Source organism: Kitasatospora sp. NPDC059812 (assembly GCF_042732075.1).
Taxonomy (GTDB): Bacteria; Actinomycetota; Actinomycetes; order Streptomycetales; family Streptomycetaceae; genus Kitasatospora.
Window position 1 is genome coordinate 36,334 of record NZ_JBHWIO010000070.1, and the last position, 13,169, is coordinate 49,502.

The following is a 13,169-nucleotide window of genomic DNA, read 5'->3' on the forward strand; positions in this document are numbered from 1 at the left end:
GACCGGGCGGCAGGGGTGGGCGGAGCTGCTCAGGGTGCCTGTTCCAGCGAGGGCAGCAGGGTGGGTAGCAGTTCGGCGACTACGTCGACTGCGGCGCGCCACGCTTCATCGCTGCCGGGTCCGCCCGCGGCGGTCCGGGCGAGGATGCCCTCGCGGGAGGCGAGCAGGAACATGGCGAGGTTCTGCGCGTCGACGCTCGTGCCGTTGCGCTCCAGTAGGCGGGCGAGGGCCCCGGTGACGGCCTTGTCGTGTTCGTGGAGCTGTGCGCTGAGCTCCGGGCTGCGGGCCGCGTCGAGCCGGAACTCCAGGAAGAGCAGGATCCAGCCCCGTTCGTCGGGGTCGACCGCCAGGAGCAGTTCCCCGATCCGTCGGGCCGCCCCCGGAGCCGGTTGGTTCAGCAGGCCCTCCAACTGGTCGAGCCGGTGCGCGGAGTGGCGGTCGAACAGCGCGAGGACGAGGCCCTGCTTGCTCTCGAAATTGGAGTAGAAGGCCCCCCGGGTGTACCCGGCCGCCGCGCACACGTCCTCGATGGTGGTCTTCGCGTACCCCCGCGCGACCAGCACCTGCCCGGCGGCGTCGAGCAGCCGGGCGCGGGTGTGAGCACGTCGGCGAGGCGGCCGGCCGGAATCGGTGGAAGCAGTCTTCGATGGAGCCACGCGGGAACGATACATCATGTATTTAATACGCCGTGTATCGAACTGCCATATCGTCGGCCGGAGTTGGCGGTGGGGTCGTCTCCGGGTCGTCTCCCTGGCGGATGCGGCCAAGCCCCTGGCGTGGTGCATGGAAAAAGTGATATCACTTTGACAGCTGGATCGGAAAAACTCGCTGGAGGAGCTGGTCTCATGGCCACACCGCGTTCTGCCGTCGACGTCGAAGACGGCCCCGTCCTCGACCTTCCGGCACCCAAGATCACCGAGCGGGTCATCACCGGTGCCGCGGGGCTGCCGGTGCTCGGAGGGACGCTGCTCGGCCTGCTCGCGGGGATCGGGGCGACCATCGTCGGCGGCATCCAACTGGCCGGCGGGTCCAAGGCGTTGGGGATCACCCTGCTGACCGCCGGGCCGCTGGCCGTCCTGGGCGCACTGCTGCTGCTGTGCGGGCTGACCGTGGTCTCGCCCGGCCAGGCGCGGGTGGTCCAGCTGCTCGGCCGCTACCGCGGCACCATCCGTGCCGAGGGCCTGACCTGGCTGAACCCGTTCACCAGCCGCCGCCGGATATCCACCCGGATCCGCAACCACGAGACCGAGACCAACAAGGTCAACGATGCGGACGGCAACCCGATCGAGATGGCCGCCGTGGTGGTCTGGCAGGTCGAGGACACCGCCAAGGCCGTGTTCGAGGTGGACGACTACAGCGACTTCGTCGCCATCCAGACCGAGACCGCCGTCCGGCACATCGCCAGCAGCTACCCGTACGACGCCCACCGCGAGGGCCAGTTGTCGCTGCGCGACGGCGCGGAGGAGATCAGCCGGATGCTCTCCGCCGAGATCGCGGCCCGGGTCGTCTCGGCCGGGGTGCGGGTCGTCGAGTCCCGGATCACCCGGCTCGCCTACGCGCCCGAGGTCGCCCAGGTGATGCTCCAGCGTCAGCAGGCCGGGGCCGTGGTCGCGGCACGGCGGCTGATCGTCGAGGGCGCCGTCGGTATGGTCGAGGAGGCGCTGGACCGGCTCGCCGAGCGTGACGTCGTCGAACTGGACGAGGAGCGCAAGGCCGCCATGGTGAGCAACCTCCTGGTGGTGCTCTGCGGCGACCGGGGCGCCCAGCCCGTCGTGAACACGGGCTCCCTCTACCAGTAAGGCGCGGCGTTGGCGACGGAGCGGAAGAAGATCCTGCTGCGACTGGACCCGGCGGTCCACGACGCACTGGCCCGGTGGGCCGCGGACGAGCTGCGCAGTGCCAACGCGCAGATCGAGTTCCTCCTTCGCCGTGCCCTCAGCGACGCGGGCCGGATGCCCGGCGACGCGGCCCGTCTTCCCCGGCGCGGCCGACCGCCCAAGGAGAACCCGGAGACCGGCGGTTCCGACGCCGGATGAACGGGCCCATCCACCGTCCATCTGCTTGGAGTCCATCGTGGACCTGCCCATCACCCTGCCGGAGAAGCTCTACCTGCTCGCCTACCACCCCGAGCGCGAGCGGCTCACCGCCACCGCCAGGCTCGACCTGGTGCTGCGGGCCGCCGCGCTCGCCGAACTCCTACGGCGCGCGCTGATCCGCGACGACGGCCGGCACCCGGCCGCCGTCGACGGCGCGTCGGCCGACGGCCTCGACCCGCTCTCCGCCGCGATGCTGGAGCAGATCCGGCAGGGCCGGCGGCGCAGCTGGCAGAGCTGGGTCGGCCGCCGCCAGGGCCCGGCGGCCCGCGCCGCGCGGGTGGTCCGGGACGGGCTGGCGGCGTCCGGGCGGATCCGGCTCGAACAGCGCCGCACGCTCGGACTGTTCCCGTCCACCCGGGTCGTCCTGCCGGAGCAGCGGCTGCGCAAGTCGCTCGTGGCATCGGTGGGTTCGGCGCTGAAGGCGCCGCTCAGCCGGGTCGACCCGGCGGACGCCGCGCTGGTCGCGCTGGTCGACGCCGCCCGGCTCGGAGCCGTCCTGACGTGGCGCCAGAGCCGCGAGTTCCGCACCCGGATCGACAAGCTGGCCCCCGCCGCGGGCCCCGTCCCGCGCGCCCTGCGCCGGGCCATCAGCACCCGCAACTCCGACGTCGCATTGGTCTGACCCACCCGGTGTGATCCGCAAGACAGGCCCGGTCGCCGACACGGCGGCCGGGCCTCCCGCGTTCCGGGCCCGCGCCCCATCCACCGATCGGTTGATCCACCGTCCACCGCGCCCGCCCGCAGCTCTGACCGTCCGGTCGATCCGCGGCCGGGGCCCCGCGCGGGAAGCTCGTTGCAGGCCGGAGGAACCGGCCGGACCAGCGGGGACGAGCGGGAGGGAGCGGCGCGATGGCCGTGATCGAGGTGGCGGGGCTGCGCAAGGCCTACGGGCGGCGCCAGGTGCTGGAGGAGGTCTCCTTCGGCGTGGAGCGCGGCGAGGTGTTCGGCCTGCTGGGGCCGAACGGCGCAGGCAAGACGACCGCCGTGGAGTGCTGCGAGGGCCTGCGCCGGGCCGACGCGGGGACGGTCCGGGTCCTCGGCCTGGACCCGGTGAAGGACGCCCACCGGCTGCGGCCGAGGATCGGCATCCAGCTCCAGCAGGCCCAGTTGCAGGGCGCGCTGCGGGTCGGCGAGGCGCTGGAACTGTACGCCGCGCTCTACCCGAACCCCCGGGACTGGCGCGAGCTGCTGGACGAGTGGGGGCTCGCCGACCAGCGCCGGACCCCGTTCGACAAGCTCTCCGGCGGCCAGCGCCAGCGGCTGTTCATCGCCCTCGCCCTGATCGGCAACCCCGAGGTGGCCTTCCTGGACGAGCTGACCACCGCGCTCGACCCGCAGGGCCGCCGCGACACCTGGGAGCTGATCCGGCGGATCCGCGACGAGGGCGTGACGGTGGTCCTGGTCTCGCACTTCATGGACGAGGTCGAGGCGCTCTGCGACCGGGCCGCCGTCCTCGACGGCGGACGGATCGTCGCCACCGGCACCCCCGCGGAGCTGATCGCCCGCTCCGGCACCGGCGGCACGCTCGGCTTCCGCCCCACCGGGCCGCTGGACACCGCCCGGCTGGCGGCCCTGCCGGGGGTCACCGGGGTCGAGGAGCGGGAGGGCCGGGTCGAGGTCTCCGGTGTCGGGGACTTCGCCGACGAGGTCACCGGCCTGCTCGCCCGCGAGGGGATCGTCGTCACCGGGCTGCGGATCCGCGAGCACAGCCTGGACGACGCCTACCTCGCCCTGACCCGCCACGACGCCTGATCCGCCATCACCGCGCCCATCACCACGCCCGAGGGGACCACCACCGTGAACCACACCGCCCACGCCGTCCGCCGCCTGGCCGTCGCCGAGGCCCGCCTGTTCCTCCGCGACCCGCTGACCGCCTTCTTCGGCCTCGCCTTCCCCGTCGTGCTGTTCCTCGTCCTCGGCTCCGTCCCGGCCCTGCGCAAGACCTCGCCCGACATGCACGGCATGAGCACCATCCAGCTGTACGCGCCGATCCTGGCCGTCTTCACCCTGCTGCTGCTCGGCCTCAACGGCCTGCCCTCGCTGCTCGCCGCCTACCGCGAACGCGGCGTGCTGCGCCGGATGTCCGCCAGCCCCGTCCGCCCGGCGCTGCTGTTCGGCGCGCTGCTGCCGCTGTACCTGGGCGTCGCCGTCGTCTCGGTGCTGCTGGTGGTGGCGGCCGGGCCCCTGCTCGGGGTGTCGCTGCCGCGCCGGCCGCTGGGGTTCCTGCTGGCCTTCCTGCTGGCTGCCGCCGCGCTGCTGTCGATCGGCCTGCTGCTCGCCGCGGTCGTCCCGTCCGCCAAGGCCGGCAACGCGGTCGGCGCGCTGGCCTTCTTCCCGATGATGTTCTTCTCCGGGATCTGGCTGCCGCGCGAGTTCTCGCCGGCCCTGCTCAACCGGATCGGGGACTTCACCCCCAGCGGCGCCGCCGTCCAGACCTTGCAGGACGCCTGGTCCGGGCACTTCCCGCACGCCGTGGGCCTGCTCACACTCGCGGCGTACGCGGTGCTCGCTGGGGCCGCGGCTGCCAGGCTGTTCCGGTGGGAATGATCATGCGGCCGTCGGCCGACGAGAACGCGCTCGGCGACTGGCAGGACCGGCTGGACCGGTTGATCGGCCCGCTCTGCTACGTCGCCCTGCTGATCGCCACCGCCCTGGCCCTGCTGATCCCCGTCCCGAACGCGCGTCCCGCCGCCGTCGTCCTCCCGGCGGCGGCCGCCGCGTTCCTGTGGCTGGTCCTGCGCTCGGTGCTCGACCGCAGGCCGGGCCCGGACGGCCGCGCCCGGTACGCCGGTGCCCACTTCGCCGTCCTGCTGGCGCTGATCACCGTCCTGGTGCTGGACAACCCGATCTTCGGCTTCTTCGCCTTCACCGGCTACCTGCACGCCGCCCAGTACCTGCGGGGCCGGGCCCGGATGGCGGGCGCGGCCGTGGCCACCGTCCCCACCTCGCTCTCCCAGGTCGGCGGGGTCCTGCCCGACAGCCCGGCGAAGGTCGGTGGACTGCTGGCCGTCGTCGCCTTCAACCTGATGGTGGTCGGGCTGATGTTCGCGCTCAGCGAGGCGGCCGACCGGCTGAGCGCCCGCCGCAAGGCCGCCAACGCCGAACTCGCCGAGGCCAACCGGCTGCTCACCGAGACGCTCGCCGAGAACGCCGGACTGCACGCCCAACTCCTCGTCCAGGCCCGGGAGGCCGGGGCCGCGGACGAACGCCGCCGGCTCGCCCGGGAGATCCACGACACCGTCGCCCAGGGCCTGGCCGGGATCGTCACCCAGCTCCAGGCCGCCGACCAGACCCGCGCCCAGGACGCCGCGGCCGCCGAGCGGCACCAGGCGAACGCGGCGGCCCTCGCCCGGGAGAGCCTGACCCAGGCCCGCCGGGCCGTCCACGCGCTGCGCCCGATCGAACTGGAGCGCGCCGCGCTGCCGGAGGCGCTGGCGGAGCTGGTCGAGCAGTGGCGGGAGCGCAACGACGCCGCCGCCGGGCTGACCGTCACCGGCGAGGCCCGCCCGCTGCACCCCGAGGTCGAGGTGACCCTGCTGCGGATCGCCCAGGAGTCGCTGGCCAACGCCGCCAAGTACGCGCGGGCCTCCCGGGTCGGGGTCACCCTCTCGTACATGCCCGGCCTGGTCACCCTGGACGTCCGGGACGACGGCGTCGGCTTCGACCCGGCCGCCGAGCCCGCCTCCCGGGCCGCCGGCGGCGGCTACGGTCTGGACGTGATGCGCCGCCGCGTGCAGCGCCTGGCCGGGCGGCTCGACCTGGAGACCGAACCGGGCGCCGGCACGACCGTGTCCGCGACCCTGCCGGCGATCAGCATGGAGGAGTAGCACCGTGAGCGACGCGACGACGATCAGACTGCTGTTGGTGGACGACCACCCGGTGGTGCGGGACGGGCTGCGCGGGATGTTCACCGCCGCCCCCGGCTTCGAGGTGGTCGGCGAGGCCGGGGACGGCGCCGAGGCGCTGGTCCTGGTCGCCGCGCTGCGCCCGGACGTGGTGCTGATGGACCTGCGGATGCCGCGGATGGACGGTGTCACCGCGATCCGCGAGATGGCCGAACGCGGCCTGCCCGGGCGGGTCCTGGTGCTCACCACCTACGACACCGACGCCGACGTGCTGCCCGCCGTCCGGGCCGGCGCCACCGGCTACCTGCTCAAGGACGCCGCCCGGGAGGAGCTGTTCCACGCCGTCCGGGAGGCCGCCCGCGGCGCCTCGGTGATCGCGCCGACCGTCGCCGCCAAGCTGCTCGGCCAGGTCCGCGCGCCCGTCCGGGAGCCGCTCAGCCCGCGCGAGCTGGAGGTGCTGGAACTGGTCGCGTCCGGCGCCACCAACCGGGAGGCCGCCGCCCGGCTGTTCATCAGCGAGGCCACCGTGAAGACCCATCTGATCCACGTCTACGCCAAGCTCGACGTCAAGGACCGCGCCTCCGCCGTCGCCGCCGCCTACAACCTGGGGCTGCTCACCCCGACCGGCCGGCCATAAGACCGACCGGTCTAAGCTGGCCGGATGCTCGAACCCGCCCTGCTGCCGACCCCGCTGGTGGACTGCACCGACGAGGTGTTCGCGCGGGCCGGAGTGGAACTGCGGCTCAAACGGGACGACCTGCTGCACCCGAGCGTCCCGGGCAACAAGTGGCGCAAGCTCGCGCCCAACCTGGCGGCCGCCGTCGCCCAGGGCCATACCCGGCTGCTGACCTTCGGCGGGGCGTACTCCACCCATCTGCGGGCGGTCGCGGCGGCCGCCGCGGCGCTCGGCCTGGAGAGCGTCGGGCTGGTCCGCGGCGAGGAGCTGGCCGACCGGCCGCGCAACTGGTCGCTGCGGGCGGCCGAACGGGCCGGGATGCGGCTGGAGTTCCTGACCCGCGCCGAGTACCGGGAGGCCACCGGCCGCGCCGCCGCCGGCACCACGGCCGGTCCGCAGGGGCGCTGGGGCCCCTGCCTGGTGCTCCCGGAGGGCGGCTCCAACGCGCTGGCCGTGACCGGCGCGGCGGCGATCCCGGCCGAACTGCCCGACCTGGGCGGGCACGACGTGGTCTGCTGCCCGGTCGGTACCGGCGGCACCCTGGCGGGCATCGCGGCCGGCCTGCCGCCGGGCGCGCGGGCGCTCGGCGTGGCCGTGCTGCGCGGCGGCGAGGGCTACCTGGAGGGCGAGGTCACCCGGCTCCACCGGGCCGCCTACGGCCGGGAGTTCGACAACTGGCGGATCGACCACGCGCACCACGGCGGCGGCTACGGCAAGGTCCCGGCCGAACTGGCCGCCTTCGCCGAGCGGTTCGAAGCCCGCCACGGCATCCCGCTGGAACGCCGTTACGTGGCCAAGCTGCTGGCCGCGCTGACCGGCCTGGCCGCCGCCGGAGCCTTCCCCCGCGGCACCCGGCTCACCGCCGTCGTCACCGGCCTGCCCGACCCGGAGTAGACCCGGATCGGGCCGGAACGGCTCATCCGAAGGTCAGGTCGGCGCACGGGTCGGTGTCGGCGCCGCGGGTGTTCTCCGCTATGCCGGTGGGCACCCCGCTGGGCACGCCGCTCGGGTCGGCGGTGGCGGGGGCGGAGGACTTGGCGCCGGGGCCGCTGCCGACCGCGTCCAGCTTGGTGGCGGGGCTGGGCCGGTAGTCGCGGCCCAGGGTGACGGTGATGCCCTCGGAGCCCGGCTCCTCGACCGCGCGCGCCCCCGGGAAGAGCGCGGCCACCTGGTCGGCGGCGGCCTTCAGGGCCGGGTCGTAGCTGATCTCGGTCTGCATCCGTCCGCCGGCGGGCTTGCCGAGCGTGACGTTCTGGAAGCCCCGGGCCCGCAGCGTCTCCCCGCCGGAGGTGGACAGGCCGGGGGTGCCGACGCCGTTGACCACCAGCACGGGGGCCGCGGCCTGTTCGGGCGTGAGCGGTGCGGACGGGCCGGCCGAGGCTCCCGGGGTCGCGCCGTCGGGGCCGGGGGCGGTGGGGGAGGGCGCCGGGGTGTCGGTGCCGGAGGTGCTCTGGCCGTCCAGGGTGCGGTCCTCGCGCAGCAGCCGCCACAGCGTGTTGGCGTCCGGCTGGACGAGCTGGACGCGCTCGCCGGCGAAGCGCCAGGGCGCGGTCACGAAGGTGATGTCGGACAGCTTGATGTCTTGGAGCGAGCGGGCGAAGTCCACCAGCTTCATCGCGGTGCCCAGCCCCTCGTCCACGGTGAGCGAGCGGGTGGCCGCGTCGGCGAGCGGGAGCAGCGTGGGCAGGGAGAAGCCCTGGCCCTGCACCTTCTTGATCATCGAGGAGACGAAGGCCTGCTGGCGCTTCATCCGCCCGATGTCGGAGTTGTCGCCGAAGCCGTAGCGGGCCCGCAGGTAGTCCACGGCGGGCTGGCCGGAGAGCTTCTGCATGCCCTTGCGGAGGTGTATGCCGTGCGAGTCGACGTTGTTGGGGACGCAGACGTCCACGCCGTTGATGGCGTCGGCCATCGCGGCGGCGCCCTTGAAGTCGACCACGATGGTGTGGTCGATCCGCAGGCCGGTGAGCGTCTCGACGGTGTTCTGCGTGCAGGCCGGGTTGCCCTTGGGGAACTCGCCGATGGTGAAGGCCGAGTTGAACATCTGGTTGTTCCGGGGCGTGGTCCAGGTGCCGCTCGGCAGCTTGCAGGACGGGATGGTGACCAGGGTGTCCCGGGGTATGGAGACGCCGACGGCGTGCTTGTGGTCGGCGTAGACGTGCACCAGCATCGCGGTGTCGGAGTGGCCGACGCCCTCGTCGCCGCCGCCGATCGCGCTGTTGCCGTCGTCGCGGGTGTCCGAGCCGAGCACCAGGATGTTCACCGGCAGTTGGGCGCCGGGGGTGACCGGGGCGGGCGCGGGCGGGCGCTCGGTGGCGACGCCGCCCGGGTCGAAGGTGGTGATGTTGTTGTCCAGCCGGTGGTAGAACCAGGCCCCGGCGCCCACGACGGACAGCACCAGGACGGCGGCCAGGCCGATGGCTGTCCGCAGGTAGCGGCGCCTGCGCGTGCTGCTGCCCATCCTCCGTGTCCCCCCGTCTTTCCGTCTCTCGTGTTCGATGTTCGAACATTAGACGTTTCGACGGGCTGTTCGGTTACCTCTGCCGGCGGCCCGGATTTCGCTCCGGGGCTGTGATGCTGATCACGCCCCGAATGCTGGTCACGCTCCGGGGCCGGCGGCGCCGGTGAGCATCCGGCGGAGCAGGTCGCGCAGGACGGCCCGCTCGTCGTGGCCGAGGGCGGCCAGCGGCTCGCGGGCGAAGTTCAGCGATTCGCGCAGTTCCTCGGAGGCGGTGGCGCCGGTGCCGGTGGCGGCGACCAGCTTGACCCGGCGGTCCTGCCGGTCGGCCTCCCGGGTGACGAAGCCGCGGGCTTCGAGCCGGTCGACGATGCCGGTGATGTTGGACGGCTCGCAGCTGAGCGTCTGGGCGATCTGGCGCATCGGCATGGGGCCGCGGCGCAGCAGGGCGAGCACCTTGGCCTGGGCGCCGGTGAGCGAGCGGGCGGCGGCCGCCTCCTCGTACTCGCGATGGAACAGCGCGACCAGGTTGGCCATCAGATCGACGACCTCGCGGGTGATCTCGTCGGACTGCGGCGTGGCGGTCCGGGTCGACTGGGTGTCCATGTCCGAGAGTCTACCTGAAAAGTTGACAACATGAACCTTTCATGCCCATCGTTACTTCAGTAGCTCAACCTTTCATGCATCGGAACCACCTAAGGAGCGCCTCCCATGGCAGAGCAGGCCGCACCCGCGACCGCCCGTGAATGGCACCTCGCCGCCCGACCCCAGGGCTGGCCGGTGCCGACCGACTTCGCCCTGGTCGAGGCCCCGGTCCGGACCCCGGGCCCGGGCGAGATCCTGGTCCGCAACGCCTTCCTCTCGGTGGACCCGTACATGCGGGGCCGGATGAACGACGTGAAGTCCTACGCCCCGCCGTTCCGGCTCGGCGAGGCCATGGAGGGCGGCGCGGTCGGCTACGTGGTCGCCTCCGGGGCCGAGGGCTTCGCCCCGGGCGACGCCGTGCTGCACGGCCTCGGCTGGCGCGAGTACGCCACCCTGGACGCCCGCCACGCGGTCAAGGTCGACCCGGCCGCCGCCCCGCTCTCCGCCTACCTCGGCGTGCTCGGCATGCCCGGCCTGACCGCCTACGCCGGGCTGCTCGCCGTCGGCGGCCTCAAGAAGGGCGACAAGGTCTTCGTCTCCGGCGCGGCCGGCGCGGTCGGCAGCATGGTCGGCCAGATCGCCAAGCTCAAGGGCGCCTCGCTGGTGGTCGGTTCGGCCGGCTCGGCGGAGAAGGTCGCCAAGCTGGTGGACGTCTACGGCTACGACGCCGCCTTCAACTACAAGGACGCCCCGGTCCACGAGCAGCTGGCCCAGGCTGCCCCCGACGGCATCGACCTCTACTTCGACAACGTCGGCGGGGAGCACCTGGAGGCCGCGATCGGCGCGCTCACCGTGCACGGCCGTGCCGTGCTCTGCGGCGCGATCGCCCAGTACAACGACACCACCGCCCCCGCCGCCCCGCGCAACCTGGCGCTCGCGATCGGCAAGCGGCTGCGCCTGGAGGGCATGCTGGTCAGCGACCACGCGGCGCTGCAGTCGCAGTTCGTCGCCGACGTGGCCGGCTGGCTGACGTCCGGTGAACTGCGCCACGAGGAGACCGTGGTGGACGGCTTCGAGCGCACCGCGGACGCCTTCCTCGACCTGCTGCGCGGCGTCAACACCGGCAAGATGGTGGTCCGCCTGGACGGCTGACCCTCCGTCAGCTCGCTGACCGCCCCGCCGCCCCCCACCGGGCGTGCGGGGCGGTTTGCGTACGGGCGCAGGGGAATCGGTCGCACTACCGCATTCCGGCCGGATCCGAAAGTGCGTCATCCACGGTGCGGGGCGGCGCGGTACGGTGGGTCCCGCCTGGAGATGGGGCCGTTCGGGGGAGAGATCCGGCCGAGGGGTAGACCTCGTTGAGGATTCGACTAGCATTGAGCGAAAGCCTGTCCGTTTTGCTCAATTTAGTAGCTTAATGTCGGCTAACGTGGGTAACTGTGGATCAACTGCAGGCACGAGGCAGCTGGGGAAGGCGACCCTCGTCCACAGCCTGGAGGTCCCGGTGACGACACGTGGAGTTCTCTACATCCACTCCGCGCCCCGCGCGCTGTGCCCGCACGTCGAGTGGGCCGTCGCGGGGGTGCTGGGTGTACGGGTGAGCCTGGACTGGATCCGCCAGCCGGCCTCGCCCGGACACTGGCGTGCCGAGCTTTCCTGGCAAGGGGAGCCCGGTACGGCCTCGAAGGTCGCCTCCGCGCTGCGCGGTTGGCAGCTGATGCGGTACGAGGTCACCAGTGAGCCCTGCGCCACGGCGGAGGGGGAGCGGTACAGCAGCACGCCCTCGCTCGGCATCTTCCACGCCGTCACGGGCATCCACGGCGACATCCTGATCCCCGAGGACCGGCTGCGCGCCGTCCTGCTGCGGGCCCGCAGCGAGGGGGCCGACCTGGAGGCCGAGATCTCCCGGCTGCTGGGCAAGCCCTGGGACGACGAGCTGGAGCCGTTCCGCTACGCGGGCGAGGGGGCACCGGTGCGCTGGCTGCACCAGGTGGTCTGAGCCGGCGGGCGCACCACGCACGAGAGGGGCCGGCGCTCACGGCGAGCGCCCGCCCCTCTCTGTGCGTTCGGACCAGGTGCGTACCGAGTCGGTGCGTACCGGGTCGGTGTGCGGACTAGCGGGAGCGGAAGGCCAGCACCACGTTGTGGCCGCCGAAGCCGAACGAGTTGTTCAGCGCCGCGATCCGGCCCTCGGGCAGCGGGCGGGCCTCGCCGCGCACGATGTCCGCGTCCACGTCGTCGTCCAGCTCGTCGACGTTGATGGTCGGCGGGGCGATCCGGTGGTACAGGGCCAGCACGGTGGCGACGGTCTCGATGCCGCCGGCGCCGCCCAGCAGGTGGCCGGTCATCGACTTGGTGGCCGAGATGGCGATGTGGTCGAGGTCGTCGCCGAGCTCCTTGCGCAGCGCCTTCAGCTCGGCGGTGTCACCCTGCGGGGTCGAGGTGGCGTGCGCGTTGACGTGCACGATCTCGGCCTTGTCCAGGGTGTTGCGGTCGAACAGGTCGGCCAGCGCGCGGGCCACGCCGGCGCCGGTCGGCTCGGGCTGGGCGATGTGGTGGGCGTCCGAGGACAGGCCCTGGCCCACGGCCTCGCAGTAGATCCGGGCGCCGCGCGCCTCGGCGTGCTCGACCGACTCCAGCACGACCACGCCGGCGCCCTCGCCCAGCACGAAGCCGTCCCGGCCCTTGTCGTACGGGCGGGAGGCGCCCTCGGGGTCGTCGTTGTTCTTGGACATCGCCATCATGTTGGCGAACGCGGCGATCGGCAGCGGGTGGATCGCCGCCTCGGTGCCGCCGGCCACCACGACGTCGGCGCGGCCGGTGCGGATCATCTCGATCGCGTAGCCGATCGCCTCGGCGCCGGAGGCGCAGGCGGAGACGGGGGTGTGCACACCCGCGCGGGCGCCGACCTCCAGCCCGACGTTGGCCGCCGGGGAGTTGGGCATCAGCATCGGGACGGTGTGCGGGGAGACCTTGCGGGCGCCCTTCTCCTTCAGCACGTCGTACTGGTCGAGCAGGGTGGTCACGCCGCCGATGCCGGAGGCGATGACGGTGCCGAGGCGCTCGGGGGCGAGCTTGGAGGAGTCGTCGGTGGCCGGCGTCTCGTAGCCGGCGTCGGCCCAGGCCTCACGGGCGGCGATCAGCGCGAACTGGGCCGAGCGGTCCAGCTTGCGGGCCAGCGGCCGGGGGAGGATCTCGCCCGGCTCGACGGCCGTGCGGGCGGCGATCTTGACGGGCAGCTCGGCGGCCCACTCCTCGGTCAGGGCCGCCACTCCGGAGCGTCCTGCGACCAGGTTCTCCCAGGTGGTGGCGGCGTCGCCGCCCAGCGGCGTGAAGGCGCCGATACCCGTGACGACCACGGTACGGTTTTCAGCGGTCACTGGTTCTTCTTCTCTCACGATCGTGGGGTCGGCGGCGAGCCGAGGAAGGGCCCGGCCCGGCGCCCCGGGGGGCGTCCCCGCCCGCGGGGCGGCCCCGCGCCGGGGGGGGGTCGTATAAAAAAAAACCATCCC

The 13,169-nt window shown here is 73.3% G+C and carries 14 protein-coding genes; 10 read left to right on the forward strand and 4 right to left on the reverse strand.

Going from position 1 to position 13,169, the window contains the following annotated elements:
• Positions 1–29 precede the first annotated feature (29 nt).
• A complete protein-coding gene (locus tag ACFV6D_RS28610) occupies positions 30–656 on the reverse strand; it encodes a TetR/AcrR family transcriptional regulator (RefSeq protein ID WP_159398419.1) in 627 nt (208 codons plus the stop codon).
• 189 nt (positions 657–845) lie between these two features.
• Here ACFV6D_RS28610 and ACFV6D_RS28615 point away from each other — a divergent pair, with 189 nt between their 5' ends.
• The 8 genes from ACFV6D_RS28615 (at position 846) to ACFV6D_RS28650 (ending at position 7,511) form a co-directional block, all read left to right on the forward strand.
• On the forward strand, positions 846–1,799 hold the full coding sequence (locus tag ACFV6D_RS28615) for an SPFH domain-containing protein (protein ID WP_063347471.1): 954 nt from the start codon (positions 846–848) through the stop codon (positions 1,797–1,799).
• 9 nt (positions 1,800–1,808) lie between these two features.
• Positions 1,809–2,036: a hypothetical protein gene (locus ACFV6D_RS28620; RefSeq protein ID WP_063347470.1), complete on the forward strand. Its 228-nt coding sequence runs from the start codon at positions 1,809–1,811 to the stop codon at positions 2,034–2,036.
• A gap of 37 nt (positions 2,037–2,073) precedes the next feature.
• On the forward strand, positions 2,074–2,718 hold the full coding sequence (locus tag ACFV6D_RS28625) for a GPP34 family phosphoprotein (protein WP_159398418.1): 645 nt from the start codon (positions 2,074–2,076) through the stop codon (positions 2,716–2,718).
• 227 nt (positions 2,719–2,945) lie between these two features.
• Complete coding sequence (locus tag ACFV6D_RS28630) at positions 2,946–3,848, forward strand: ABC transporter ATP-binding protein (RefSeq protein WP_380374971.1); 903 nt, start codon at positions 2,946–2,948, stop codon at positions 3,846–3,848.
• A 45-nt stretch (positions 3,849–3,893) separates the two neighbouring features.
• Complete coding sequence (locus ACFV6D_RS28635; protein WP_063347468.1) at positions 3,894–4,643, forward strand: ABC transporter permease; 750 nt, start codon at positions 3,894–3,896, stop codon at positions 4,641–4,643.
• The gene (locus ACFV6D_RS28640; RefSeq protein WP_380561634.1) at positions 4,640–5,923 is read left to right on the forward strand and encodes a sensor histidine kinase; all 1,284 of its coding nucleotides are present in this window, start codon (positions 4,640–4,642) and stop codon (positions 5,921–5,923) included. The genes ACFV6D_RS28635 and ACFV6D_RS28640 overlap by 4 nt, the downstream gene beginning before the upstream one ends.
• Positions 5,924–5,927: 4 nt before the next feature.
• Positions 5,928–6,578, forward strand: a complete 651-nt coding sequence (locus ACFV6D_RS28645) for a response regulator transcription factor (protein ID WP_208869068.1) — start codon at positions 5,928–5,930, stop codon at positions 6,576–6,578.
• Positions 6,579–6,602: 24 nt separating this feature from the next.
• Entirely contained in the window at positions 6,603–7,511 is a 909-nt protein-coding gene (locus ACFV6D_RS28650) for a 1-aminocyclopropane-1-carboxylate deaminase/D-cysteine desulfhydrase (protein WP_380374969.1), read from the forward strand.
• A 22-nt stretch (positions 7,512–7,533) separates the two neighbouring features.
• Here ACFV6D_RS28650 and ACFV6D_RS28655 read toward each other — a convergent pair whose 3' ends face one another.
• Together ACFV6D_RS28655 and ACFV6D_RS28660 are read right to left on the reverse strand one after the other, a co-directional pair.
• Positions 7,534–9,075 (reverse strand): LCP family protein, encoded by a 1,542-nt coding sequence (locus ACFV6D_RS28655; protein WP_380561632.1) that lies wholly within the window; start codon positions 9,073–9,075, stop codon positions 7,534–7,536.
• A 138-nt stretch (positions 9,076–9,213) separates the two neighbouring features.
• A complete protein-coding gene (locus ACFV6D_RS28660) occupies positions 9,214–9,678 on the reverse strand; it encodes a MarR family winged helix-turn-helix transcriptional regulator (protein WP_063347464.1) in 465 nt (154 codons plus the stop codon).
• Positions 9,679–9,783: 105 nt separating this feature from the next.
• On the opposite strand from ACFV6D_RS28660, the gene ACFV6D_RS28665 reads away from it, so the two are divergent.
• Together ACFV6D_RS28665 and ACFV6D_RS28670 are read left to right on the forward strand one after the other, a co-directional pair.
• Entirely contained in the window at positions 9,784–10,809 is a 1,026-nt protein-coding gene (locus tag ACFV6D_RS28665) for an NADP-dependent oxidoreductase (RefSeq protein ID WP_380423397.1), read from the forward strand.
• Between the two features lie 352 nt (positions 10,810–11,161).
• Positions 11,162–11,656 (forward strand): DUF3145 domain-containing protein, encoded by a 495-nt coding sequence (locus tag ACFV6D_RS28670; protein ID WP_063347462.1) that lies wholly within the window; start codon positions 11,162–11,164, stop codon positions 11,654–11,656.
• 115 nt (positions 11,657–11,771) lie between these two features.
• Here ACFV6D_RS28670 and fabF read toward each other — a convergent pair whose 3' ends face one another.
• Positions 11,772–13,037 carry a beta-ketoacyl-ACP synthase II gene (gene fabF, locus ACFV6D_RS28675; RefSeq protein WP_063347461.1) on the reverse strand — a complete coding sequence of 422 codons (1,266 nt, stop codon included), beginning with the start codon at positions 13,035–13,037 and terminating at the stop codon, positions 11,772–11,774.
• Positions 13,038–13,169: the final 132 nt, after the last annotated feature.